16 protein-coding genes are annotated in these 23959 nt (G+C 69.0%); 2 read left to right on the top strand and 14 right to left on the bottom strand.

The genetic code is table 11. The features are described from left to right. Nucleotides 1–283: 283 nt before the first annotated feature. The 12 genes from ACFY2A_RS11560 to chvE all read right to left on the bottom strand — a co-directional run bounded on the left by ACFY2A_RS11560 (nucleotide 284) and on the right by chvE (nucleotide 17101). On the bottom strand, nucleotides 284–2380 hold the full coding sequence (locus ACFY2A_RS11560; protein WP_387170855.1) for an RICIN domain-containing protein: 2097 nt from the start codon (nucleotides 2378–2380) through the stop codon (nucleotides 284–286). A 383-nt stretch (nucleotides 2381–2763) separates the two neighbouring features. Then, nucleotides 2764–4266: an L-arabinose isomerase gene (gene araA, locus ACFY2A_RS11555; RefSeq protein ID WP_387170853.1), complete on the bottom strand. Its 1503-nt coding sequence runs from the start codon at nucleotides 4264–4266 to the stop codon at nucleotides 2764–2766. Nucleotides 4267–4293: 27 nt separating this feature from the next. Next, on the bottom strand, nucleotides 4294–5283 hold the full coding sequence (gene yjfF / locus ACFY2A_RS11550; protein ID WP_387170851.1) for a galactofuranose ABC transporter, permease protein YjfF: 990 nt from the start codon (nucleotides 5281–5283) through the stop codon (nucleotides 4294–4296). Continuing rightward, nucleotides 5280–6350, bottom strand: a complete 1071-nt coding sequence (locus ACFY2A_RS11545) for an ABC transporter permease (RefSeq protein WP_387170849.1) — start codon at nucleotides 6348–6350, stop codon at nucleotides 5280–5282. Before ACFY2A_RS11545 ends, yjfF begins: the two co-directional genes overlap by 4 nt. Continuing rightward, nucleotides 6347–7888, bottom strand: a complete 1542-nt coding sequence (locus ACFY2A_RS11540; RefSeq protein ID WP_387170847.1) for a sugar ABC transporter ATP-binding protein — start codon at nucleotides 7886–7888, stop codon at nucleotides 6347–6349. The genes ACFY2A_RS11545 and ACFY2A_RS11540 overlap by 4 nt, the downstream gene beginning before the upstream one ends. Nucleotides 7889–8066: 178 nt before the next feature. Then, nucleotides 8067–9074 carry an ABC transporter substrate-binding protein gene (locus ACFY2A_RS11535; RefSeq protein WP_387170845.1) on the bottom strand — a complete coding sequence of 336 codons (1008 nt, stop codon included), beginning with the start codon at nucleotides 9072–9074 and terminating at the stop codon, nucleotides 8067–8069. Nucleotides 9075–9196: 122 nt separating this feature from the next. After that, nucleotides 9197–9889, bottom strand: coding sequence for an L-ribulose-5-phosphate 4-epimerase (locus tag ACFY2A_RS11530; protein ID WP_387170843.1), 693 nt, complete (start codon nucleotides 9887–9889; stop codon nucleotides 9197–9199). After that, nucleotides 9886–11556 (bottom strand): ribulokinase, encoded by a 1671-nt coding sequence (gene araB / locus ACFY2A_RS11525; RefSeq protein WP_387170842.1) that lies wholly within the window; start codon nucleotides 11554–11556, stop codon nucleotides 9886–9888. Before araB ends, ACFY2A_RS11530 begins: the two co-directional genes overlap by 4 nt. 167 nt (nucleotides 11557–11723) lie before the next feature. Further along, entirely contained in the window at nucleotides 11724–12980 is a 1257-nt protein-coding gene (locus ACFY2A_RS11520) for an ROK family protein (protein WP_387170840.1), read from the bottom strand. A 119-nt stretch (nucleotides 12981–13099) separates the two neighbouring features. Beyond that, nucleotides 13100–14347 carry a multiple monosaccharide ABC transporter permease gene (gene mmsB, locus ACFY2A_RS11515; protein ID WP_363920361.1) on the bottom strand — a complete coding sequence of 416 codons (1248 nt, stop codon included), beginning with the start codon at nucleotides 14345–14347 and terminating at the stop codon, nucleotides 13100–13102. Further along, nucleotides 14344–15891: a multiple monosaccharide ABC transporter ATP-binding protein gene (mmsA, locus tag ACFY2A_RS11510; protein WP_363920359.1), complete on the bottom strand. Its 1548-nt coding sequence runs from the start codon at nucleotides 15889–15891 to the stop codon at nucleotides 14344–14346. The genes mmsB and mmsA overlap by 4 nt, the downstream gene beginning before the upstream one ends. 79 nt (nucleotides 15892–15970) lie before the next feature. Continuing rightward, the gene (gene chvE / locus ACFY2A_RS11505) at nucleotides 15971–17101 is read right to left on the bottom strand and encodes a multiple monosaccharide ABC transporter substrate-binding protein (protein WP_387170838.1); all 1131 of its coding nucleotides are present in this window, start codon (nucleotides 17099–17101) and stop codon (nucleotides 15971–15973) included. 581 nt (nucleotides 17102–17682) lie between these two features. Between chvE and ACFY2A_RS11500 the strand changes: the two genes are divergently transcribed. Next, entirely contained in the window at nucleotides 17683–18993 is a 1311-nt protein-coding gene (locus ACFY2A_RS11500; protein ID WP_387170836.1) for a hypothetical protein, read from the top strand. A 131-nt stretch (nucleotides 18994–19124) separates the two neighbouring features. Here ACFY2A_RS11500 and ACFY2A_RS11495 read toward each other — a convergent pair whose 3' ends face one another. After that, nucleotides 19125–22127, bottom strand: a complete 3003-nt coding sequence (locus ACFY2A_RS11495; RefSeq protein WP_387170834.1) for a glycoside hydrolase N-terminal domain-containing protein — start codon at nucleotides 22125–22127, stop codon at nucleotides 19125–19127. Nucleotides 22128–22543: 416 nt separating this feature from the next. Beyond that, nucleotides 22544–22879, bottom strand: a complete 336-nt coding sequence (locus ACFY2A_RS11490; RefSeq protein WP_387170832.1) for an L-rhamnose mutarotase — start codon at nucleotides 22877–22879, stop codon at nucleotides 22544–22546. A 169-nt stretch (nucleotides 22880–23048) separates the two neighbouring features. On the opposite strand from ACFY2A_RS11490, the gene ACFY2A_RS11485 reads away from it, so the two are divergent. Beyond that, the gene (locus ACFY2A_RS11485) at nucleotides 23049–23744 is read left to right on the top strand and encodes a FadR/GntR family transcriptional regulator (RefSeq protein WP_387170830.1); all 696 of its coding nucleotides are present in this window, start codon (nucleotides 23049–23051) and stop codon (nucleotides 23742–23744) included. The last annotated feature ends 215 nt before the right edge of the window (nucleotides 23745–23959 follow it).

The following is a 23959-nucleotide window of genomic DNA, read 5'->3' as shown; positions in this document are numbered from 1 at the left end:
TCCCGTCGCCACGCGGTGGCGGAGGGTCCGTAGGGCGCGAGGTGGGTTGCGCGCGTCAGCAACAGCCGTTGCCGGACGGCGGTGCCGGCACGTCCTGCCGGCACCGATCAGGGAACGCCCGCACCCCCGGCTCCGGTAGCGGTCCAGTGGCGAGCTGAACGAGGCGGTGTGGAGGCCGGACGAGAAGGGGCCTGTCGTCCGCTCGGCGGGCAGACGACAGGCCCCAGCCTGTGGGTGACCAACCGGCCTCGACAAGTACGGTGTCGGGCCGGTCACCGCTATCTCACGGCGTGGCCAACTCGAACCGGCGCACCGTCACCGCTCCACCCAGCGCCTGGGTGGCGTAGTTGAAGACGGCGAACCGGTACCCCATGAAGAACGTCCAGTTGTTGTTGAGCGTCAGGGCGTTGCCCAGCGGGACGAAGGTGACCCCGTCGGTGCTGTAGGAGAAACGCGCCTGCCGGCCGGTGCCAGGCCGGATGTCGGCGTTGGCCCGCAGCCAGATCCGTCCGCCGGAGACCGCGGCGCTGGCGATCTCGCTGCCGGTGCTGCTGGTGTCCCAGTTGCTGTTCATGTTCAGCCCGTTTGTCATGACCACCCTGGTGGCACCGTTGTCCCGCCGTACGCCGATCCACGCCGAGACGTCCCGCAGCATGGCCAGGCCGGCGCGGTCGCCGTCGCGCATCGTCGAGTAGTCGATCTCGACCGTGCCCGTCGAGGTCGGCCCCTGGATGCGGTGGGTGATCGTGTTGCGTGCCCGGTAGAGGTCGTTGGTCACGGTGGCGGTCTGTAGACGAAGCCCGTTGTTCACCGACCACCGACTGTTGTCCGGGTTGTGGTTCCACTCGTACTGCGGGCCGAGGGTGGTGCCGGCGAACGTGTCGACGCCGGTGAGCGGCTTGACCGGACGCAGCGGTAGCGGGTTCGGGTAGTTGACCCCCCAGGCCCCGTTTACCGTCTGCACCTGCGGCCAACCGTCCGCGGTCCAGGTGATCGGCGCGAGGGTCGGCATCCGGCCGCCCGGGTACGCGTCGGTGAATGCCATGTAGTACCACGAACCGTTCGGGAGCTGCACCAGCCCGCCCTGGTGGGGCACCCCGCCGCCGGAGATCGGGCCCTGCATGTTGAGCAGCACCTGGCGCTGCTCGTACGGCCCGAAGGGGCCGTTCGTGGACTTGAGCACGTACTGGCCGTTGGCCGGGCGGGTCAGCCAGATGTAGTAGGCACCGTTGCGCTTGTAGAAGCGCGCGCCCTCCAGGGTGCCGATGCTCGACGGGGTCTGGTAGACCTGCTGGGCCCGGACCTGACTGCGCCCGTCGGCGGAGAGCTGAGCCACGCTGATGGTGCCGTTGCCGTACGCGACGTACATGGTGTCGTTGTCGTCGATCAGCATCCCGGCGTCGTAGTAGCACTGCGGCAGGGTCGCGTGCCGGCTCCAGGTACCGTCGACGGCCGTCGCGGTGTAGATGTGGGTCTGGGCGAAGTTGATGCACCCGGCCCAGTAGTAGGTCTGGTTGCTCGGCCGGTAGTTCAGCGTGGAGGCCCAGATGCCCTCCACGTACGCCTGTTGCCCGGCGGGCAGGTCGTACTTGGTGCCGAAGTCCAGGCGGGGTACCGAGTGCCCGGCGAACTCCCAGTTCACCAGGTCGTACGAGCGCAGGATCGGGGCACCGGGCGAGTAGTGCATGGTGGAGGCGGTCATGTAGTACACCTCGCCGACCCGGATGACCTCGACGTCGGCGAAGTCCTGCCAGACGACGGGGTTGGTGAAGCTGCCGCCGGGGGGCGGGTCGGTGGGGTTACCGCCGCCATCGACGCGGACGAGTTGCCACTGCTGGTTGGCGCCGCCCCAGTCGTCGTACTGCACGATGTTGCCGCCGTCGGCGGTCGAGGCGTTCTGCACCTCCAACACCTTGTTGGAATTGCGGTTGATCAGTCGGACGTAGCCACCGGCCGAGTCGGCCAGCCGGAACTGCTGGTTGGTCCCGTTGTGGTCGCTCCACTGCACGATCGACGCACCGTTGGCCGTGGAGAAGTTGTACACGTCGAGCACCTTGCCGGAGTGCCGCGAGCGCAGCCGGTAGTAGCCGCCGCCGGAGTCGACGAACTGCCACTGCTGCCAGTTCCCGTCGTTGCGCGCCCACTGGGTGATCCGCGCCCCGTCGTTCGTGGCCTGGTTGTAGACGTCGAGCGCCTTGCCGCTGTTGCGGTTGACCAGCACGTACCAGGCGTTGGTGTCCACCGTGGCCGCGGCGGCGGGCGATGGCGCCACCGCGGCGAGGGAACCGCCCACCACCATCGCCGCCAGGATGGCCGCCGCGCGCGACAGCCAGCCGCGCCGGCCCGGCGCGGTCCGTGGGACCTCACCATTGGCAATCATGATTCTCCTTCAGGATGCGAGCAGAACGAACAGGACGGTCCCTCTGCGGCCTACGCCGTCGCTGTTCCGGTACGGCGTGTGATCGCTAACATGACCGCTCTGCCCAAGGGAGAGATCAGGTGACCACCAGCTTCACAGCAACGTGGCGCGTCCCGGACGGCCACAGATATCGTCCGTCTTCACTACGACTGTGAGCGATAACACGGGCTTCGTCAAGACGTAACACCGACGACTCACGTACGGCTCGCAGGAGTCTGCTCGCGGTCCCCGGCCGACGGGGTGGCGCACCGGCCGGGGACCCTGCCACGCGCAGGCGCGGGCAGTCGCTGGCGTGGCCTACGGGGCCGCTGCGGCCGGTCCGCCACGCCAGCGTCGGATGGTGGTCAGAACCCCCGGGCCAGCCGGTAGTACGCCTGGTTCCAGCGCAGTTCGTCGGCGAACCGCCGGGGATCGGTGTCGGCGTCGATGACGACGAGTTCGGTACGGCTCATCTCGGCGAGGTCGTGCAACTCCTCCACCCCCACCGCCTGGGACAGCACGGTGTGGTGCGGAGCGCCAGCGGTGATCCACGCCTCGGCGGAACCGGGCAGGTGCGGTCGTGGCCGCCAGACCGCCCGGGCAACCGGCAACCGGCGCAGTGGATGCGGCGGAGAGACCACGTCGACCTCGTTGGCCACCAGCCGGAAACGCTCGCCCATGTCCGCCAGGCCGAGCACCACTGCCGGCCCCGGCGCGGCGTCGAAGACCAACCGGACCGGATCCTCCCGACCACCGATGCTCAGCGGATGGATCTCCACGTTCGGCACGTCACCGGCGATCGACGGGCAGACCTCGAGCATGTGGGCACCGAGCACCAACTCCTCACCCGGGGTGAGGTCGTAGGTGTAGTCCTCCATGAACGAGGTGCCGCCCTCGGTGCCGGCGGCCATCGCCTTGAGGGTGTGCACCAGCACCGAGGTCTTCCAGTCCCCCTCACCGCCGAAGCCGTAGCCGTCGGCCATGAGTCGCTGCACCGCGATGCCGGGCAGTTGACGCAGCCCGCCCAGGTCCTCGAAGTTGGTGGTGAAGGCGCGGAAGCCACCGGCGTCCAGGAAGGTACGCAGACCCAGTTCCAGCCGGGCGGCGTACCGCAGCGAATCGTGCCGCTCACCGCCGGGTCGCAGTTCGGCGGCGACCCGGAAGGTGTCGTCGTACTCCTTGACCAGATCGTCGATCTGCGCCTCGGCCACGTCGTCGACCACCCGCACCAGGTCGTTGACCCCGTACGTGTTGACCGAGACCCCGAAGCGCAGCTCCGCCTCGACCTTGTCCCCCTCGGTGACGGCCACGTCGCGCATGTTGTCGCCGAAGCGCGCCAGCCGCAGCGAACGCATCGCCGACCAACCGATCGCCGCCCGGGTCCAGGCCCCGACGCGGGAGACCACGCGGGGGTCCGAGACGTGCCCGGCGACCGTCTTGCGGGCCACCCCGAGCCGGGTCTGGATGTACCCGAACTCCCGGTCGCCGTGCGCGGCCTGGTTGAGGTTCATGAAGTCCATGTCGATCTCGTCCCACGGCAGCAGGACGTTGGCCTGGGTGTGCAGGTGCAGCAGCGGCGTCTGCAACGCGTCCAGGCCCGAGATCCACATCTTCGCCGGCGAGAAGGTGTGCATCCAGGCGATCACCCCGACCGCCCCCTGCGTCGCGGCATCCCGGCAGGTCCGCAGGATGTCGGCGCTTGTGGTCAGGACCGGCTTCCAGACCACCCGGGCGGGGATGTGCGGCGATTCGTCGAGCAGCGCGGCGATCTGACGGGACTGGTCGGCCACCTGCCGGAGCGTGTCCTCGCCGTACATTGCCTGGCTTCCGGTGAGGAACCAGACCTCGGGTTCAGGGTGTGTTGCCATGGGAGTTGCCTTCCGCGAGAGGGGCGGTCACTTGTAGCGGATGCCGATGAGGCGCTGGAGCAGGATGAACGCGAAGAGCAGGCCTCCGATCACGATCTTGGTCCACCAGGAGTTGAGGCTGCCGTCGAAGGTGATCAAGGTCTGGATCACGCCGAGTACCAGCACACCGAGCACCGTGCCGAAGATGTACCCCGAGCCACCGGTGAGCACCGTGCCACCGATGACCACGGCCGCGATCACGTCGAGTTCCATCCCGATGGCGATCAGCGGGGCGCCGGACAACGTGTAGAAGGACAGCAGGATCCCGCCGATCGCCGCGCACAGGCCACTGATGGTGTAGACCGCGATCCGGGTCCGACCCAACGGCAGCCCCATCAACAGTGCCGACTGCGGGTTGCCGCCGATCGCGTAGACGTTGCGCCCCAGTCGCGTGTACGCCAGCACGTACGCGGCGATCAGGACCACGGCGAACGCCACCAGCACGCTGATCGAGACGAAGTTGCCCCGAGGGTCGCCGATCCGGTACTGCGACATCGTGGTCCAGAACCCGTCGGTGATCGGAATCGACGCGTTGCTGATGAACGTGCACATGCCACGGGCGAAGAACATCCCGGCCAGGGTGACGATGAAGGGCTGGATGTCGAAGAAGTGGATCGCGCAGCCCATCAGGAACCCGAGCGTCGGCCCGATCAGCAGGGCGATCACCAGCACCAGCAACGCGGGCAGCCCGGACTGCAGCAACCAGGCCGAGACCATCGCGGTCATCGCCGCCACCGAGCCGACCGACAGGTCGATGCCACCGGTGAGGATCACGAAGGTCATCCCGACGGCGATGACGAGTAGGAAACCGTTATCGATGAAGACGTTGAAAACTACCTGGATGTTGGAGAACGCCCGGTACTGGGACACACCGATGCCGTACATCACCAGCAGCAACGCCAACGTCGCCAGCACCGGCATGTGCCGCCGAGGCAGCTTGGCCCAACTCGGGCCGGTGGTTAGTGACGTCGTGCTCATGCCGGCACCTGCTCCTTCTGCCGCTGCGGCGACGACTGCGGCGGCGGCGCCCCGGGCCGTCGACGGCCGAACTTCGCCCGGAAGGCCGGGGCCTGGATCAGGCAGACGGCAATGACGACGACCGCTTTGAACAGCAGCGCCGTCTGGGGGGAGATGTTCATGGCGTACACCGTGGTGGTGAGGGTCTGGATGATCAGGGCGCCGAGGATGGTGCCGCCGAGGTAGAACCGGCCACCGGCGAGCGAGGTGCCGCCGATGACGACCGCGAGGATCGCGTCCAGTTCCACCCACAGGCCAGTGTTGTTGCCGTCGGCGCTGGAGACGTTGGCGGTCATCATGAACCCGGCGATCGCGGCGCAGGCGGCGCTCACGACGTAGACGAGGAAGACGACCCGACCGGACCGGATGCCCGCCAGCCGACTGGCCTCCCGGTTGCCGCCCACCGACTCGACGATCATGCCGAGCGCGGTGCGGCGGGTGAATGCCGCGACGAGAAGGGCCGCGGCCAGGGCGATGAAGATCGCCAAGGGCAGGGTCAACAGGTGCCCCAGCCCGATCGCCCGGTACGGACCGGAGTTGATGGTGATGATCTGACCCTCGGCGATCAGCTGCGCGAGGCCCCGGCCGGCCACCATCAGGATGAGCGTGGCGATGATCGGTTGGATGCCGATGACGGAGACCAGGACTCCGTTCCAGGCGCCGAGCACCAGCGCGACCCCGAGCGCCATCGCGAGCGCGGTCAGCACGGTGACCAGGTTGTTCTGGTCGGGCGCCCGGCTGATGTAGAGACAGGCGATGGCGCCGCTGATCGCGCAGAGCGAGCCGACCGACAGGTCGATGCCACCGGTGGAGATGACCAGGGTCATGCCGAGCGCGACCAGGATCAGCGGGGCGCTCAACCGCAGGATGTCGATCGGGGTCCCGTACAGGTGCCCGTTGTTGACCTCGACGGCCAGGAACCCCGGACGGTAGATGGTGTTGGCCGCCAACATCACCACGAGCACGGCGACCGGCCAGAACAGCCGGTGGCCGAGCATGGTACGGAAGCGGTTCCCGGCGTCGCTCATCGGCTCGCCTCCTCACGCTCGGTTCCGCTGGCGATGGTCTGCATGACGCGGTCGGCGTCCACAGTGTCGTCGTTGTCGAGCTGGGCGACCAGTTCCCGGTCGCGCATCACCGCGATCTTGTGGCTCAGGCGCAGTACCTCCTCCAGTTCGGCGGAGATGAACAGCACCGCCATGCCACCGTCGGAGAGCTGCACCACCAGCTTCTGGATCTCGGCCTTCGCGCCGATGTCGATGCCCCGGGTCGGCTCGTCGAGGATGAGCAGTCGCGGCTCGGTGATCAGCCAGCGGGCCAGCAGGACCTTCTGCTGGTTGCCGCCGGAGAGGTTGCGCACCGGCATGTCCGGGTTGGCCGGGCGGATGCTCAACGCCTTGATGTACCGGTCGACCAGCTCGTCCTGGCGGCGACGTGGGATCGGGCGCAGCCAGCCGCGGGCGGCCTGCATGGCCAGGATCATGTTCTCCCGGACCGACAGGTCGCCGATGATCCCCTCCGCCCGACGGTTCTCCGAGCAGAAGCCGATGCCCTGCTCGATCGCCTGCACCGGGTTGCGCAGGCCCGTCCGGGCGCCGTCCACCTGGACCTCGCCACGGTCGGCCCGATCCGCACCGAACAACAGCCGCGCCACCTCGGTACGCCCCGAGCCGAGCAACCCGGCCAGGCCGACCACCTCACCGGCGTGGATGGTCAGGCTGAACGGGGCGACCGCACCCCTGCGGCCGAGCTGCGACACCTGGACGAACGGGGCACCGCTCTCGATCGCCGCGGTCGCCGGCCGGGGCTGCTCCTCGATCCGTTCGAGGACGTCGAGCTCCTTGCCGATCATCTTCTCCACCAGCGCCAGCTGCGGCAGCTCGTCGATCGGGTACTCCCCCACCAACGTGCCGTTGCGCAACACGGTGATCCGGTCGGCGATGCCGTAGACCTGATCGAGGAAGTGGGTCACGAAGAGGATGGCGATGCCCTCGTCACGCAACTGCCGCATGATCCGGAACAGTTGGGCGACCTCGCCGGCGTCCAGGCTGGACGTCGGTTCGTCCAGGATCAACACCCGGGCCTGCACGTCGATCGCCCGGGCGATCGCGACCATCTGCTGCACGGCCAGCGAGTAACTCGCCACCGGCGCGGTGACGTCGATGTCGAGGTCCAGGCGGGTCAGCAGCTGTCGGGCCCGCCGCCGCACCTCGCCCCAGCGGACGGCACCGAAGCGGCGCGGCTCCCGGCCGATGAAGATGTTCTCCGCCACGGACAGGTTCGGGCAGAGATTGACCTCCTGGTAGACCGTGCTGACGCCGGCCGCGGCGGCCTGCATCGGTCCGTTGAAGGCCACCTGCTCGCCGTCGAGGGTGACGCTGCCCTCGTCGATGCCATAGACGCCTGTCAACACCTTGATCAGGGTCGACTTGCCGGCGCCGTTCTCGCCCATCAGGGCGTGCACCTCGCCAGGAAGGAGCCGGAAGTCGACATTGTGGAGTGCACGCACCCCGGGAAAGGACTTGCTGATCCCGGTCATCGTCAGGACCGGACGACTATCCGTCATCCCATCGATCCTCTTCTAATTTTCATCGATGCGGAAGGGCCAGTTGCCCCGGCACGCCGCCCGCCGGCCAGCGGGCCGGGCGGGCGGCGTGACACGGGACGTCGGGCCGGACGCCCAGTCCATCGGGAATGGGCGACGCGGCGGGGCCGCCACACCGGTGCGGCGGCCCCGTGCGTCATCAGTACTTGCGGTTGGGCAGGGCCTCCTTGGCCTGCTCCTGCGTGAAGGTGGTCTCCTCGGTCTCGATCCGCGGCGGCACCTCCTCGCCGGCCTTCACCTTCTTGGCCAGGTCCATCAGCTGTGGGCCGAGCAGCGGGCTGCACTCCGCGATGAAGTTGAACTTGCCGTCGGCCAGGGCCTGCATGCCGTCCTTGACCGCGTCGATGGTGATGATGGTGATGTCCTTACCCGGCTCCTTGCCCGCCGCGGTGATCGCCTCCAGCGCACCCAGACCCATGTCGTCGTTGTGCGCGAAGAGCACATCGATCTTCGGGTGAGCCTTCAGGAACTGCTCCATCACCTGCTTGCCGCCCGCCCGGGTGAAGTCACCCGACTGGGAAGCGATGACCTTCAGCTTGGGGTCGGCCGCGATCGCCTCGGCGAAGCCCTTCTTCCGGTCGTTGGCCGGGGCCGAGCCGGTGGTGCCCTGCAACTCGACGATGTTCACGTCGCCGGTGGCGTCCTTCTTGTTCTCCACCAGCCACTCACCGGAGAGCCGGCCCTCCTTGACGAAGTCCGAGCCGAGGAAGGTCTTGTAGAGCGACTTGTCGGCGGAGTCCACCGCGCGGTCGGTCAGGATGACCGGGATGCCGGCATCCTTGGCCTCCTTGAGCACCGTGTCCCAGCCCGACTCCACCACCGGCGAGAAGGCGATCACGTCGACCTTCTGCTGGATGTAGTTGCGGATGGCCTTGATCTGGTTTTCCTGCTTCTGCTGCGCGTCGTCGAACTTCAGCTCGATGCCGGCCTCGGCCGCCGCCTCCTTGATGGAGTTGGTGTTGGCCGTACGCCAGCCGCTCTCCGCGCCGACCTGGGAGAAGCCCAGGACGAGCTTGCCGTCGTCGCCGCCGTCGCCGCCGCTGCCGGTGTCGCTGTTGCCGCAGGCCGCCACGCCGCCGGCGAGCAGCACGGCGGCGACGACCGCGATGGCGCGCCGACGCGCCATGGGCATTCGCATGTTCCTCATCGGATCTCCTCGGGTGGGGGTGCGGTTGTCCACGCCGGCCGCAGAAGTACACGAGCAGCCGGCGCTGGTGGTGCGGATCCTGTGCGTCAGTTGGTGCCAGGCGACCCGGATCACCGGGTCGGTCAGGAGTTCGCCGGAGGCGAAGAACGTTGGCCGTAGACGTTCTGGTAGCGGTCGTAGAGGGCGTCGATGTCGGCCTGCGCCATCGGCACCGGTTGCCCGAGCGCGCGAGTCAGGTGCGCGGTTCGGGCGACGTCCTCACACATCACCGCGGCCTTGACCGCGGCCCGGGCGTTGCGCCCGATGGTGAAGACGCCGTGGTTGCGCATCAGCACCGCGGGCGAACGGTGCCCGGTGAGGGTGCTGACGATCCCCTTGCCGATGTCGTCGCCGCCGATCAGGGCGAACGGGCCCACCGGGATCTCCCCGCCGAACTCGTCGGCCTGCGCGGTGAGGTGGCACGGGATCGACTCGCCCCGCGCCGCCCAGGCGGTGGCGTACGTGCTGTGGGTGTGCACGACGCCGCCCACCTCGGGCATGGCGCGGTAGACGTAGGCGTGCGCCGCGGTGTCGCTCGACGGCGACAGTTCCCCCTCGACGGGCACGCCGTCGAGGTCGCAGAGCACCATGTTGTCGGCCGACAGGTCGTCGTAGTCGACGCCACTCGGCTTGATCACCATCAGGTCGTGACCGGGAACCCGGGCGGAGACGTTGCCGGCCGTCCAGGCGACCAGACCGTACCGGGTCAGCTCGCCGTGTAGCCGGGCCACGCTCTCGCGCAGCTCGCTGATCTGTCGGCTCACTTCGACGTTCACGCGAACACCTCCTGCGGCGAGGTCGTCGACTCCACGGCCGCGTTGCGGATCGCCCGCAGGCGCAGCATCACGTCGTTGGCGCCGCGACCGAAGTGGTCGTGCAACGCCCGGTACTCGGCGTAGAGGGCGTCGTACGCGCGTACCCGGTCCGGGTCCGGCTGGTAGACCGCCGCCGCTATCCGACCCATCGCCCGCGACGCTTCCTGGATCGAGGGGTGGGCGCCCGCGGCCACGGCGGCGTGGATCGCCGAGCCGAGCGCCGGCCCCTGCGCGGAACCGATGATGCCCAACGGCCGGTTGGTGACGTCGGCGTAGATCTGCATCAGCAGTTCGTTCGAGGTGAGGCCACCGGCGATCACCAGGTCGTCGACCGGCACACCGGCCTCGACGAACGCCTCGATGATCATCCTGGTGCCGTACGCGGTCGACTCCAGCAGGGCCCGGTAGATGTCCTCCGGACGGGTGGCCAGGGTCAGCCCGACGATCAGCCCGCTGAGGTCGTGGTTGACCAGCAGCGACCGGTTGCCGTTCCACCAGTCCAGGGCGACCAGGCCGTGCGCGCCGACGGGCTGCGCGGCGGCCAGCTCGGTGAGCCGCTCGTGCGAGTCGACGCCCGCCGGGGCCGCGTGCTTGACGAACCAGCCGAAGATGTCGCCGACGCCGCTCTGCCCCGCCTCGTAGCCCCACGCACCGGAGCTGATGCCGCCGTCGACCACCCCGCACATCCCGGCAACCTCCGCGGGATGGGTGCCGTTGACCACATGGCAGGTCGACGTACCCATGATCGCCACCAGTCGGCCCGGGTCGAGCGCCTGGGCGGCGGCCGCGGTCACGTGGGCGTCGACGTTGCCGACCGCGACGGCGATCCCCTCCGGCAGCCCGGTCCAGGCCGCGGCGCGGGCGGTGAGTCCGCCGGCCCGGTCGGCCAGGGGCATCAGCGGGCCGTCCAGTTTGGCCACGAAGTCACCGAAACCGGGGTTGAGCGCGGTGAGGTAGTCCGCCGACGGATAGCTGCCGTCCTGGCGGATGCCCTTGTAACCGGCGGTGCAGACGTTGCGGGTCTCGACGCCGCACAACTGCCAGACGATCCAGTCGGCCGCCTCGATGAACCGCTCGGCCCGGTGGTAGACCTCCGGGTCCTCCTCCAGGATCTGCAGGCCCTTGGCGAACTGCCACTCGGCGGAGATCTTGCCGCCGTAGCGACCGATCCAGGGCTCGCCACGTTCGTGGGCCAACGCGTTGATCCGGTCGGCGTGCGGCTGGGCGGCGTGGTGCTTCCAGAGCTTCACCCAGGCGTGCGGCCGCTGACGCAGCTCCGGCACCTCACACAACGGCGTACCGTCGGTCAGCGTCGGCAGCACGGTGCAGGCGGTGAAGTCGATGCCGATGCCGACGACGTCGCCCGGATCGACTCCGGCGGCGGCCACGGCCGCCGGCACCGCGTGGCGCAGCACCTCGCGGTAGTCCTCCGGGTCCTGCAACGCCCAGTCCGGCGGCAGCGGCGTACCCCCGTCCGGCAGCGCTGAGCTGATCACCGCGTTGCGGTACTCGTGCACCGCGGTCCCCAGCTCGGCACCGTCGCGGACCCGGACCACCAGGGCCCGCCCCGACAGGGTGCCGTAGTCGACGCCGACGACGTACTTGTCGCCCGCTGCCACACCGCTCATCTTCACCTCCGGCCGATGACGGACCTCAGTGTTAACGCTCACATCCGATGTCGTCAAGACACCTCCCGGCAACAGCTCCGTAACGGACTGCATGGTCGCAGGCCCACCCGCCGATCGGCTACCCCGTCCCACCGCCTCGACCGCAGTTGCGGCACCGACCGCCCTGCTCAGACCTCCTGTCGCCGCCGGAAACCCGGCACCGGCGGCGCGGACGACGGCACGCCGGCGCCCGGCGGCACCGGTGCCGTCAGCACCGCCAGCGGATCGTCGAGCAGTCGGGCGAAACCGAGTTCCGCCGCGCCGACCAGGGTGGCGTCGTCACCGAGGGCCGCGGTGCGCAGTTGTACCGTCTCCCGGGCCACCGGCAGCACGTGACGGGCGATGCGACCGCGAACCTGCGCGGCGGCGCCCGGGTACAGGTCGCACAGCATCCCGCCGAAGACCACCAGACCCGGGTTGAACAGGTTGATCAGATTCGCCACCCCGATGCCGAGCCAGTCGCCGATCCGGCGCAGCGCCTCCCGCGCCAGCGGATCCCCACGGTCGGCGTCGTCGGCCACCGACCGGACGGCGTCGCGCCCGAACAGCTCGGCGGGCCGACCGGCGGCGTCGAGCAGGGCCCGCTCCCCGACCTCCGCCTCCAGACAGCCGTACGAGCCGCAACCACAGGGCCGGCCGTCGTACGGATTGACCACCATGTGCCCCAACTCGCAGCCGTAGCCGCTGTCGCCACCCAGCAGCCGCCCGCCGACGATGATTCCGCCGCCGACGCCGACGTCACCGTGCAGGTACACGAGGTCGTCGAGGCCGACTCCCGCGCCGCGCTGCTGCTCCGCCTGCGCGCCGAGGTGGGCCTCGTTGCCCACCGCCACCGGCAGGCCGAGGCCGAGACGGCGGCCGAGTTCGTCGCCGAACGCCTGGTCGACCCAGCCCAGGTCGGGCCCATACCGCACCATCCCGTCACCCGGCCGGATCATGCCGCAGTACGACGCACCCACGCCCACGCAGTTGGCGCCCGCCGGTGCCGCCCGATGCAGCTGACGACCGAAACGGGCGAGGACCGCGACCACGTCGTGCAGGTCCGGCCCGGCGCGTGGACGCACCGCCTCCCGTCGGTCCAGGATCCGCCCGCCGAGCCCGATCCGGGCGGCGACCAACCGGTCCACGGCGACGTCGAAGGCCAGGACGTAGCAGCGGTCGGACGCCGGTCGCACCACAAGTGACGGACGGCCGGCGCGGCCGGTGTCCACCGGCAACTCCTCACCGACGAGGCCGAGCCGGCTCAGCTCGGTGGTCAACGCCATGATGGTGCTGCGGTTCAGGCCCATCCGTTCGCCCAGCTCGGCCCGGGACAGCGGGCCACGGAGATGCACCTGGCGCAGCAGCGTGCCGGCGTTGCGCCGGCGAATCTCCTCCTGGACCACTCCGACCTCCGGGGTCAGCTCCGAGCGACGCGGAGCTGACCCGAGGAAGTGTTTCCACACCCTGACCCGACGTCAAGCGCCGACCCGGCCCCGGCCCGCGCCCGGAGCTGACGCCTCGCTCAGCGGCTCGTTCCGGCGCGGCGCTTGTTGTAGACGTCGAAGGCCACGGCGACCAGCAGTACCAGGCCCTTGACCACCGACTGCAACGACTGGTCCACACCCATCAGCTGCATCCCGTTGCTCATCACCGCCATGATGAGCCCGCCAACCATGGCACCGACGACGGTACCGACGCCGCCGGTGACCGCCGCGCCGCCGATGAACGCCGCGGCGATCGCGTCGAGTTCGAACATGTTGCCCGCCGCGGGCTGCGCACCGTTGGAGCGGGAGGAGAAGATGATGCCGGCCACCGCGGACAGGAAGCCCATGTTCACGAAGATCCAGAAGTTCACGGTACGGACCTTCACGCCCGACAGCATCGCCGCGGACAGATTGCCACCGATCGCGTAGACCTGCCGACCGAAGACCGTGCGCCGGGTGAGCAGCCCGTAGACGAGCACCAGGGCGGCCAGGATGATCAGCACGATCGGCAGACCACGCGCGTGGGCCAGTTGCCAGGCGAACCACATGACCACGGCACCGACAAGCGCCATCCGTGCGACGAACAACGCGAAGGACTCGACGGGCTGCTGGTAACGGACGCGGGCCGCCCGGGTACGGAAGCCACTCACCACGTACCCGGCCACCGCGATGCCGCCGATGAGCAGGGTGAAGGCGTCGTAACCGTCGCCACCGATGAGTCCGTTGAGGAATCCGGCCGCGATCCGGTTGTACTCGGCGGGGAACGGCGACAGCGAGATGTTGTCCAGCACCCGCAGCGTGAGGCCACGGAACAGCAGCATGCCGGCGAGGGTCACGATGAAGGCCGGAATGCCGACGTACGCCACCCAGAAGCCGTGCCAGGCGCCGACCGCGAGCCCCACCGCCAGGGCGGCAAGCACACCGACCCACCACGGTTGTCCCTGCCGGATCACCACCACGGCAGAGACCGCGCCGGTCAGCGCCACCACCGAACCGACCGAAAGATCGATGTGCCCGCCGATGATCACGATGACCATGCCGATGGCGAGCACCAGGATGTAGGAGTACTGAAGGACGATGTTGGTGATGTTGCCCGGACTCAACGAGAGACCGTCGGTCAGGAAGGCGAACAGGGCGACGATGACGACGAGGGCGACGAAGATGCCGCTCTGTCGCAGATTGTTCATGATCAGCGCACGGGGGTCGCTGGTGCCGACGTGCAGTGCGGCGGCCGGAGCGCTCTCGGCCGACTGCTTCTCCGCCGAGGAGGGCCTGGTGCTGGTCATCCGACGCTTTCCTTGTCCTTCGCCATGAGTTCCATGAGCTTTTCCTGGGTCGCCTCGGCGACCGGCACCTGGCCGGTGATGCGCCCGGCCGACAACGTATAGATGCGGTCACACATGCCGAGCAGCTCCGGCAGTTCGGAGGAGATCATGATGACGGCCTTGCCGTCGGCCACCAACCGGTTGATGATCGTGTAGATCTCGAACTTCGCCCCGACGTCGATACCCCGGGTCGGCTCGTCCAGGATCAGCACCTCCGGGTCGGTGAACAGCCACTTCGACAGCACGACCTTCTGCTGGTTGCCGCCGGAGAGCTTGCCCACGACCGACATCACGCTCGGCGCCTTGATGTTCATGTCGCGCCGACTGGTCTCGGCGACCTTGATCTCCTCGTTGTCGTGCACCCAGCCCAGGCGGGCGAGCCGGCGCAATCCGGCGGCCGAGATGTTGCGCCGGATGTCCTCGATGAGGTTCAAGCCGAAGCGCTTGCGGTCCTCCGTCGCGTACGCGATGCCGTTGCGGATGGCCTCCGCGACGCTGCGCGCCCTGACCTCCCGGCCGTGCACGAACAACCGGCCGGTGATGTCCCGACCGTACGAGCGCCCGAAGACGCTCATCGCCAGCTCGGTGCGCCCGGCGCCCATCAGTCCGGCGATGCCGACCACCTCGCCGGCGCGAACGTCCAGGTTCGCGCCGTCGACGACCAGGCGGTCCTGGGTCGGGTGCCGCACCGACCAGTTCTCGATGCGCAGCACCTCCTCCCCCGGCGTGGAGACCCGGTCGGGGTAGAAGCTGTCGATGTCGCGGCCGACCATGCCCCGGATGATCCGCTCCTGGGTCATCTCACCGGCGGCCATCTCGAGCCGTTCCACCGTCCGCCCGTCCCGCAGCACGGTGGTGGAGTCGGCGATCGAGGTGATCTCGTTGAGCTTGTGCGAGATCATGATGCAGGTGATGCCCTCGTCGCGCAGGCGGCGCATCAGGTTGAGCAAGTGGGCCGAGTCGACGTCGTTGAGCGCGGCGGTCGGCTCGTCGAGGATGAGCAGCCGGACCTTCTTGGAGATGGCCTTGGCGATCTCCACCAGCTGCTGCTTGCCGACGCCGAGCTGCACCACCGGCGTGACCGGGTTCTCCGCCAGCCCCACCGAGGCGAGCAGTTTCGCCGCCTCGGCGTTGGTGCGGTTCCAGTCGATCAGCCCGCCGAGCCCGCGCTGCTCGTTGCCGAGGAAGATGTTCTCGGCGATCGACAGGTACGGCACCAGGGCGAGTTCCTGGTGGATGATGACGATGCCCCGGCTCTCGCTGTCCCGGATGCCCTTGAAGTGCACCGGTTTGCCGTCGAGGAGGATCTCGCCGTCGTAGCTGCCGGACGGATAGACCCCCGAGAGCACCTTCATCAGGGTGGACTTTCCGGCGCCGTTCTCACCGCAGATGGCGTGGATCTCCCCACGGCGTACGGCGAGTGTCACGTCCTGGAGCGCGGCCACGCCCGGGAAGGTCTTGGTGATGCGACGCATCTCGAGGATGTTGTCGTCCGTGTTCACCATCCTGAGCCTCCAGGTCGTCGTGGGTGTCCGGTGGTGCCGGGCTCGGCCGCGGATCGCGCCGCCGAGCCCGGCGGAGCCGTCAGCCGGCCTGGCCGGCGGCGACCTCCTCGGCGGTAAAGTAGCCCGAGTCGATCAGGACCGGCTTGATGTCGTCCTTGAACACGGTCTGCACCGGCAGCAGGTACGACGGGACGACCTTGACACCGTTGTTGTACGTCTCGGTGTCGTTGGCCTCCGGCGTCTTGTCGGTCAGGAACGCCTCGCCGGCGACGACGGCCTGCTCGGCCAGCAGGCGGGTGTCCTTGAAGATGGTGGAGCTCTGCACCCCGTCGTCGATCAGCTTGACCGAGGCGATCTCGGCGTCCTGGCCGGTCACCACCGGGAAGTCCGCCCCCTTGTAGCCGGCGTTCTGCAGGGCGGTGATGATGCCCCGCGACAGCCCGTCGTACGGCGACAGCACGCCGTCGACCTTGGTGCCGCTGTTGTAGCTCGCGGTCAGCAGGTCCTCCATCCGCTTCTGCGCGGCCTCCTGCTGCCAGCGCAGGATCGCCACCTGCTCGATGTTGGTCTGCCCGGAGGTCACCTTCAGGGTGCCGTCGTCGATGAACGGCTTGAGGGTGTCCATCGCGCCGTCGAAGAAGAAGTGGGCGTTGTTGTCGTCAAGCGATCCGGCGAACAGCTCGATGTTGAACGGGCCCTTCGCCTCGCCCTTCGCGCCGTCCTTGGTCTGCACGCCGAGGCCGACCAGCAGCGCGGTCGCCTGGGCGACACCGACCTTGTAGTTGTCGAAGCTGACGTAGAAGTCGACGTTCGGGCTGTCCCGGATGAGCCGGTCGTAGGCGATGACCGGGATGTCCGCGTCGGCCGCCGCCTGCAACTGCCCGCTCAGCGCCGTGCCGTCGATCGCCGCGATGATGAGCACGTCGGCGCCCCGAGTGATCATCTGGTCGACCTGCTGGGACTGGGTGGGGATGTCGTCGCCGGCGTACTGGAGGTCGACCTGGTAGCCCTTGGCTTCGAGCTTCTCCTTGACCGAGTTGCCGTCCGCGATCCACCGCTCGGAGGTCTGCGTCGGCATCGACACGCCGATGGTCAGGTCGGCGGGCTTGTCACTGTCGTTTCCGCCGCTGCCGGCGCCCTCACCGCTGCAGGCCGCCATGCTCAGCGCCAGGGCGGCGCTACCGAGAGCGGCCAGGACTCTTCTGTTCACTGGCTTCCCCAATCTGGAACTCGCGCCGTCGGACCGGCTGCGCGGGTCGCACTTGGGGCCCAAGTGTTAGCGCTCACAATGCCTAGGTCAACACCTGGTCGGAAATACCGCGGTCACGGTCTCGTAACGAACGCCCCACTCCTCCATCCGGCCGAGTCGTCGCAGGTCACAGCGGCGATCACGCGATGCGACCGCGGGGTCGCGCAGGTCTACCGGACGGCGGTCATAGACGTCAGAGAATACGGCAAGCCAGGGTCAGCGAACAGCCCGCGCCGCCCGCCGTCCACACCCGACCCCACCCCAGCCGTTGATCATGAGGTTAGCGGCAGAACTGGAGATCAAACACGCCGTCAACCTCATGATCAACGAGGTTCACGGGGCGCCGAGGTCGACCATCGGCGAGCTGCACCGTCGCCGCGATGTGAACACTCGGTTTCGGCACCGTTACGAGGGTGGCCTTGACATCCATCGGGTCGGCACCGATGCTCTGCTAAATCAGTTTAGCGCCCGCTGTTTCGCAGCTCGGCAGAGCCGCTCCGGCGCGAGCCGGACCAGACGGACGCGTCCAACGAGGAGGGCCGATGAGAATGCGCAGGACGCTCGTCTCCGTCGCTGCGGTGCTGCTGCTGGCCACGTCCGGCACCGCCGCCTATGCCGCGACCAGGGATCACGGCGGCGGCACCGGTGGCATCCGCAGCGTCACCCCCATCACCACGGTCTACAGCTACGGCCAGAAGGTCTCGGCCGTCGCCGTCGAGTACGGCGCGACGGTCAACCCCCGCAAGCTCGACAACTCGACCTTCGCGGTCTCCGACACCAGCTACAACTTCCGCTTCAACCCCATCGAGGATCTGCCCAAGCTGACCGAGCGGAAGATCACCCACACCTACACCAACAGCAGCGCCACCGTCCGCGCCGACCGCCGGTCCGTGTCCGGCCGGTACGTCATCGTCGAGTTGGACCCCGACCAGAACGCCGGCTGGACGGTCATCGTCTCCAAGTGCCCGACCTTCCTGTGCACGGTCAAGGTGAACCCGGACCTGCCGACCCGGGTGACCCAACGCAAGGACGTGCACGCCCAGCCGGGCAAGGGCAAGGGTGCCGGGCCGGTGCTGGCCAAGGGCGCGCCCCGTACCTCGCACGGTGTCACGGAGGCACCGGTGAACCTGCTGGTCGACGAGTTCCGCTACGGCTCGTACCTCAGTGGCGGCATGGTGCTGCCGTACCACTACCACCTGCCGAAGAACTACCAGCCCGGCAGGAAGTACCCGCTGATGGTCGTCCTGCCCGGGCACGGCATGGGCTGGGACGGCGACAACACGGGCGTGCAGATCGCCGCCGACATCCCGGCGACCGCCTGGCTCCAGCCGGACGTCACCGGCAGCCGGGAGGACGTCATCGTGCTCGCCCCGCAGAACCAGCGGGTGGGCGACGTGGCCGAGGCGGAGCTGCTGGTCAAGTTGGTCGAGCAGTTCAGCAAGGACCACGCGGTGGACACCGAGCGGGTGTACGCCACCACCGTCTCGTACGGTTCGCGGCTGCTGTGGGAGGCGTTCGCCAAGCGTCCCGACCTGTTCACCGCCGGCCTGGTCACCGGCGGGTTCCAGGTCAGCGCTAGCCAGGCGACGGACATCGCCGCCGCCGAGATCCCGCTGTGGATCACCCACGGTGTCAACGACCACCTGCTGAACATCTCGCTGGCCCGCAACTCGCGGGCGGCGCTGCGTTCGGCGTACGAGGCGCAGGGCAAGACGTCCAAGCAGATCGCCGAGCTGCTGCACTACACCGAGTACGGCAACGAGGCGTTCACGCTGCCCGACTACCACGCCGCCTACGGCCCGACGTACGACGACCGGAGCATCCTGCAGTGGCTGCTGGCCCAGCGGAAGTGAGTGTCGGCCGGGCATCCGGCACGTACTGAGCAGACCGGGCCCGCCGGCCGCGACAGGGATGTCGTGGCCGGCGAGCCCGCCGGGGCGGGTCCGTCGGGTCGGTTGCGATCCGGCAGGCCCGCCCTCGACCGTCAGGCGCCGATCGCGATCGCGAAGATGTGCATGGTCGGTACGTTGGCCGCGGGGCGTGCGCTGATGTTCGGCAGTTCCACCCGGGCCACCGGCTTGTTCTGCAACGCCACCCCGACGTAGTAGACGCAGGCGACGGTGTTGTGCCGCTGGTTGCCGGGCCGGTTCTGGTACGCCATCACGACGGCCGCGGTGCCACCGGAGTGCGGGCCGCCGTACCAGTCGGGGGTGCTCAGCGTGAACGTCTGCCGGGTGCCGTCGGCGTAGACCACCGCGGCGGTGCCCGACACGGCCCCGTAGGTGCCGGTGGCGAGGAAGCCGAGCGTACGGCCGGTGCCGGTCAGACCGATCGACTGCCCGGAGGCGATGGCGTTGTCGGCACCGCCCGGTGCGACGTTGGGCCAGCGGAAGGTGACCCCGTTGCGGCTCAGCGTGCTGCCGGGGGTGACCCCGGCCTGGGCCAGGGCCTGCGCGGAGAGGGTGGCTCCGTTGCCGTCGAAGTTCCCGGCGCCGGTGTTGTTGTCGTTTGTGGTGCTGACGTTGGTGAAGCTCTGCTCCAGCGGCGGTGCGGTGGGCGTACCGCCGGACCCGGTGGCCCGGTAGGTGCGCCCGGCCGCGACGGTGAGCTCGATCAGGTCGTTCTCGACCTTCGTGGTCCGCGCCGGGGTGCCGTCGGCGACGTCCACCACGGTGTGGTTGCCGGTGAACATGCGTCCCCGCAGCCGGACGGTGCCGGCCCGGTCCGGCCGGACGAGAATCTCGGTGGCCTGGCCGTTGCTCCAGGTGATGCCGACGGTGTGACCACCCCGGCCGCGCAGTCCGCTTACCTGTCCGCTGGGCCAGGCCGCCGGCAGCGCCGGCAGGATGTGCAGCTCACCGACGTGGCTGTGCAGCAGCATCTCCGCGATGCCGGCGGTGGCGCCGAAGTTGCCGTCGATCTGGAACGGCGGATGCAGGTCGAACATGTTCGGCGCGAGCCGGGCCGGGGTGGCGAGGAAGCGGATCAGGTCGTGGGCCCGGTTGCCCTCCTCCATCCGCGCCCAGAAGTTGATTTTCCAGGCGAGCGACCAACCGGTGCCGTCGTCGCCCCGGATCTCCAGGGTGCGCCGGGCCGCCTCGAACAGCTGCGGGGTGCCCCGCCGGGTGATCTGGTTGCTGGGCGCCAGCCCGTAGAGGTGCGAGATGTGGCGGTGGTACCGCTCGGTCTCGACCCAGTCGTAGAGCCACTCCATGATGTTGCCGCGCGATCCGATGCGGTTCGGCGCGAGCCGGTCCCGGGTGGCCCGCACCTGCGCCCGGAAGGTGGCGTCGGTGTTGAGGAGTTCGCTCGCCCGGGCACACCCGTCGAAGAGGTCCCGCAGGATCTGATTGTCCATCGTGGGGCCGGCACACACGCTGGCGTCGGTGTGGTGGCCGATCTCCGGCGAGTTCGACGGGTTGGTCACCAGGTAACCGAGGCTCGGCTCGGTCACCAGGGTGTCGAGGAAGAACTGCGCCGCGCCCTTCATCGCCGGGTAGTTCGCCCGGAGGAACTCGATGTCCCCGGTGAACAGGTAGTGGTCCCAGATCAGGGTGGCCAGCCAGGCGCCGCCGGTCTGCCACATGCCCCAGAAGGCACCGTCGACGACCGAGGTGGCCCGCCAGGCGTCGGTGTTGTGGTGGGTGACCCAGCCACCGGCGCCGTACTGCACCTGGGCGGTGCGGGCGCCGGCCACCGCGAGATCCCTGACCATGCCGAAGACCGGTTCGTGGCACTCGGACAGGTTCGTGGTGTTGGCCAGCCAGTAGTTCATCGGCAGATTGGCGTTGATCGTGTACTTCGAGTCCCAGGCCGGGGTCAGCGAGTCGTTCCAGATGCCCTGGAGATTGGCCGGCTGGGTGCCCGGCCGGGAGGACGAGATCAGCAGGTACCTACCGAACTGGAACAGCAACGCGGAGAACTGCGGATCGTTGACGCTGTTGTGCTGGGCGATCCGGACGTCTGTCGGCTGGTCGGCGGCGGAGGTGCGCCCCAGATCGAGGCTGACCCGCCCGAACAGCGCCTGGTAGTCGGCGACGTGCCGACTGCGCAGCTGGTCGTAGTTGCTGGCCCGCGCCGCGCTGAGGTGCCGACGCGCGATGCCCTGGTAGTCGCCGCCGACGTTGCGGTAGTTGACGTAGCTGGTGCCGATCGAGACGAGCAGGGTCACGCTTGTCGCACCTGTCACCCGCAAGGTGCCACCGGAACTGCTCACCGTGCCACCACTGACGGTGGCGTTGGCCAACGCCAGGAACCGCACCGCGCCGTTGACGCCTTCCTGGTTGCCGGAGACGCCGTCGAGGGCGATCGTGGTGCCATCCGGGCTGGAGACGGAGGTTCGCTGCGGGCTGTCGAACGTGGCGGTGAAGGTGATCGAGCCCGTCCGGTCGGCGGTCAGCCGCATCGCGATGACCTGGTCCGGAGCGCTGGCGAAGGTCTCCCGCTGGTACCGCACGCCGTTCATCACGTACGACACGCTTGTCGTCGCGGTGGTGAGGTCCAGCTGCCGGTTGTACTGCGAGGCCCCGCCGGAGGTCGGGAAGGCCAGCCGGAGGTTGCCGACGGTCTGGTACGCCAACTGCCCGACCGGATTGCCGAGCATGTTCTGGTTGATCAGGTTCTGGGCCTGGGTCCACTGGTTGGCGAACACCAGGCGCCGGATCTCGGCCAGCGCACCCAGACCACGGGGGTTGCTCGGGTCGTGCGGCCCGCCGGCCCAGACGGTGTCCTCGTTGAGCTGTAGCCGTTCCGCGTCGACGTTGCCGAAGACCATGGCGCCGAGCCGGCCATTGCCGACCGGCAGCGCCCGCAGCCAGTCGGTGCCGGCGGCCTCGTCATACCAGAGCGCCAGGTCACCGGCGGCCAGCACCTGTGGCGGTGCCGCCGAATCCGCTCGGGCCGCGGCGGTCCACGGCACCGGCAGCAGGGCACCACCCGCACCCGCCGCGCCGATCTTGAGGGCCTGCCGTCGAGTCAGGTCTGACATCGATCCTCCAACCGTGACCGATCCGGCCGTGCGAAGCCTCACTGATCGCCGGCAGGCCCAGAACGGCCCAGACGTCTGATGTGTTTCGCGAATGTTACCGCCGGTCAGCGCGATAGGCAACGGTCGATTTAAGTCTCGCGTCGGCGGTCCGCAGCCCGCCCACCGGCCAGACAATGCCGCTACACCAGGCGTTCTACGATCCAGGGCACAGTGCTGCGACACCGGATCGGCCGCCCGGTCGAACCGGACCACACACCGGGCGAGAGCTCCGCTCCACGATATTCATCAGATGTAGCCGGAGCGACCGGCGGATCGGCGGTCGGTGCCGATTCGTCGCGACGCGCTCAGGCGCTGACGCGGCGAGCACGAGCAGCCGTGCACCGGTAAGCGTTACGGCCGGTTCCGGCCTGGACGGGTCAGGGCGCCTCCTCGGTCAGGTGCCAGATCTCCTGCATCGGGGCCCACCAGTGCCCCGAGCCGGGTTCGGCGAGCGATTCCTGGCACGGGTCGGTCAGCTTCCACCACGCCTGCGTCTCCGGGTCGTCGGCCATCCGGCGCTGGTCCGCAGCGTGATCGTCGCCGACGTACTCGTAGTAGCCGAACAACAGGTCGCCGTGGAGAAAGATGGTGAAGTTGCGGATGTTCCCCTCGCGCAGCGTCTGCTCGACACCGGGCCACACCTCGGCGTGCAGCCGCAGGTAGGTCTCCCGGTGCTCCGGCCTGAGCCGGATCACCATGCCGTAACGTCGCACGTCACACCCTCCGGTGAGGTCGGTTGATCCTGGTCCCGGCAGCCACCCGGCGAGCGAGCAGCGTCGCCGGCAAACGTCCGATGTCTCTATAGTGGTGAGGGTCGCCGGTGCCGGCCACGGGCATCGGGTCCAGGCCGGCGTCCGGCTGACCGGTCCGAAGGGGGCGCGGATGGCACTTACCGACGACGCGATCGCGAAGATCCGGAGCATGATCCAGAGCGGTGAGCTGCCCCCGGGGGCGCGGCTGCCACCGGAGCCGCAACTGGCCGCCCAGATGGGGCTCTCGCGCAGCGGAGTCCGGGAGGCGGTCAAGGTGCTCGAATCGGCTCGGGTGCTCGACGTGCGACGCGGCGACGGGACGTACGTGACCAGCCTCGCCCCCCGGCTGTTGCTGCAAGGGCTCGGCGTCGCGGTGGAGTTGCTGCGTGACGACACGCTCCTGGAGGTCATGGAGGTACGCCGGATGCTGGAGCCGATGGCGACCGGCCTGGCGGCACTGCGGATGACCGACGCCGACCTCGACGAGCTGGGCCGGATCCTGGAGGACATGCGGGCGGCGGCCGACGACGCCGAGAAGCTGATCCAGTTCGACACCGCCTTCCACCACACCGTCATCGCCACCACCGGCAACGAGACCCTCACCTCGCTGCTCGACGGGCTCTCCGGTCGTACGCTGCGGGCCCGGGTGTGGCGCGGGTTGATAGAGGGCAACTCGGCGCACCAGACCATCGAGGAGCACCACACGATCTACCTCGCACTGCGGGCGCGTGACCAGTTGCTGGCACAGGCCAGCGCCCTGCTGCATGTCAACACCTCCGAGGCGTGGCTGCGTACGGTGCTCGCCGCGAAGTCGGCGGACGGTTAGGCGCCACCGTCGGGGGCCTCGTGTCGCTCCCGCGCCGCCAGCGGCGGCCGGGCCGGTGCCAGCGTCCGGCGGAACCTCGGGCAACCGGATCGGAGCAGGCAGACCGGTCAAGCCGGGACAGACATCAGACGATCCACGCCGAACGGCGGCGTAGCCGAGGAACTCGGCAGCCTCATCGGGATGGCAGCGACAGCCCAGCACGGTGCCGCGCACCC

The organism is Micromonospora sp. NPDC000442, assembly GCF_042898635.1.
Classification (GTDB): Bacteria; Actinomycetota; Actinomycetes; order Mycobacteriales; family Micromonosporaceae; genus Micromonospora.
This window is presented reverse-complemented; position numbering and strand designations above follow the sequence as displayed.

Coding starts and splice junctions, on each gene's coding strand:
- mmsA (WP_363920359.1), bottom strand. CDS start 15,891: ATGGTGAACACGGACGACAACATCCTCGAGATGCGTCGCATCACCAAG.
- ACFY2A_RS11495 (WP_387170834.1), bottom strand. CDS start 22,127: ATGTCAGACCTGACTCGACGGCAGGCCCTCAAGATCGGCGCGGCGGGT.
- ACFY2A_RS11535 (WP_387170845.1), bottom strand. CDS start 9,074: ATGAGGAACATGCGAATGCCCATGGCGCGTCGGCGCGCCATCGCGGTC.
- ACFY2A_RS11485 (WP_387170830.1), top strand. CDS start 23,049: ATGGCACTTACCGACGACGCGATCGCGAAGATCCGGAGCATGATCCAG.
- ACFY2A_RS11545 (WP_387170849.1), bottom strand. CDS start 6,350: ATGAGCGACGCCGGGAACCGCTTCCGTACCATGCTCGGCCACCGGCTG.
- ACFY2A_RS11500 (WP_387170836.1), top strand. CDS start 17,683: ATGAGAATGCGCAGGACGCTCGTCTCCGTCGCTGCGGTGCTGCTGCTG.
- ACFY2A_RS11560 (WP_387170855.1), bottom strand. CDS start 2,380: ATGATTGCCAATGGTGAGGTCCCACGGACCGCGCCGGGCCGGCGCGGC.
- ACFY2A_RS11540 (WP_387170847.1), bottom strand. CDS start 7,888: ATGACGGATAGTCGTCCGGTCCTGACGATGACCGGGATCAGCAAGTCC.
- araB (WP_387170842.1), bottom strand. CDS start 11,556: ATGAGCGGTGTGGCAGCGGGCGACAAGTACGTCGTCGGCGTCGACTAC.
- araA (WP_387170853.1), bottom strand. CDS start 4,266: ATGGCAACACACCCTGAACCCGAGGTCTGGTTCCTCACCGGAAGCCAG.
- yjfF (WP_387170851.1), bottom strand. CDS start 5,283: ATGAGCACGACGTCACTAACCACCGGCCCGAGTTGGGCCAAGCTGCCT.
- mmsB (WP_363920361.1), bottom strand. CDS start 14,347: ATGACCAGCACCAGGCCCTCCTCGGCGGAGAAGCAGTCGGCCGAGAGC.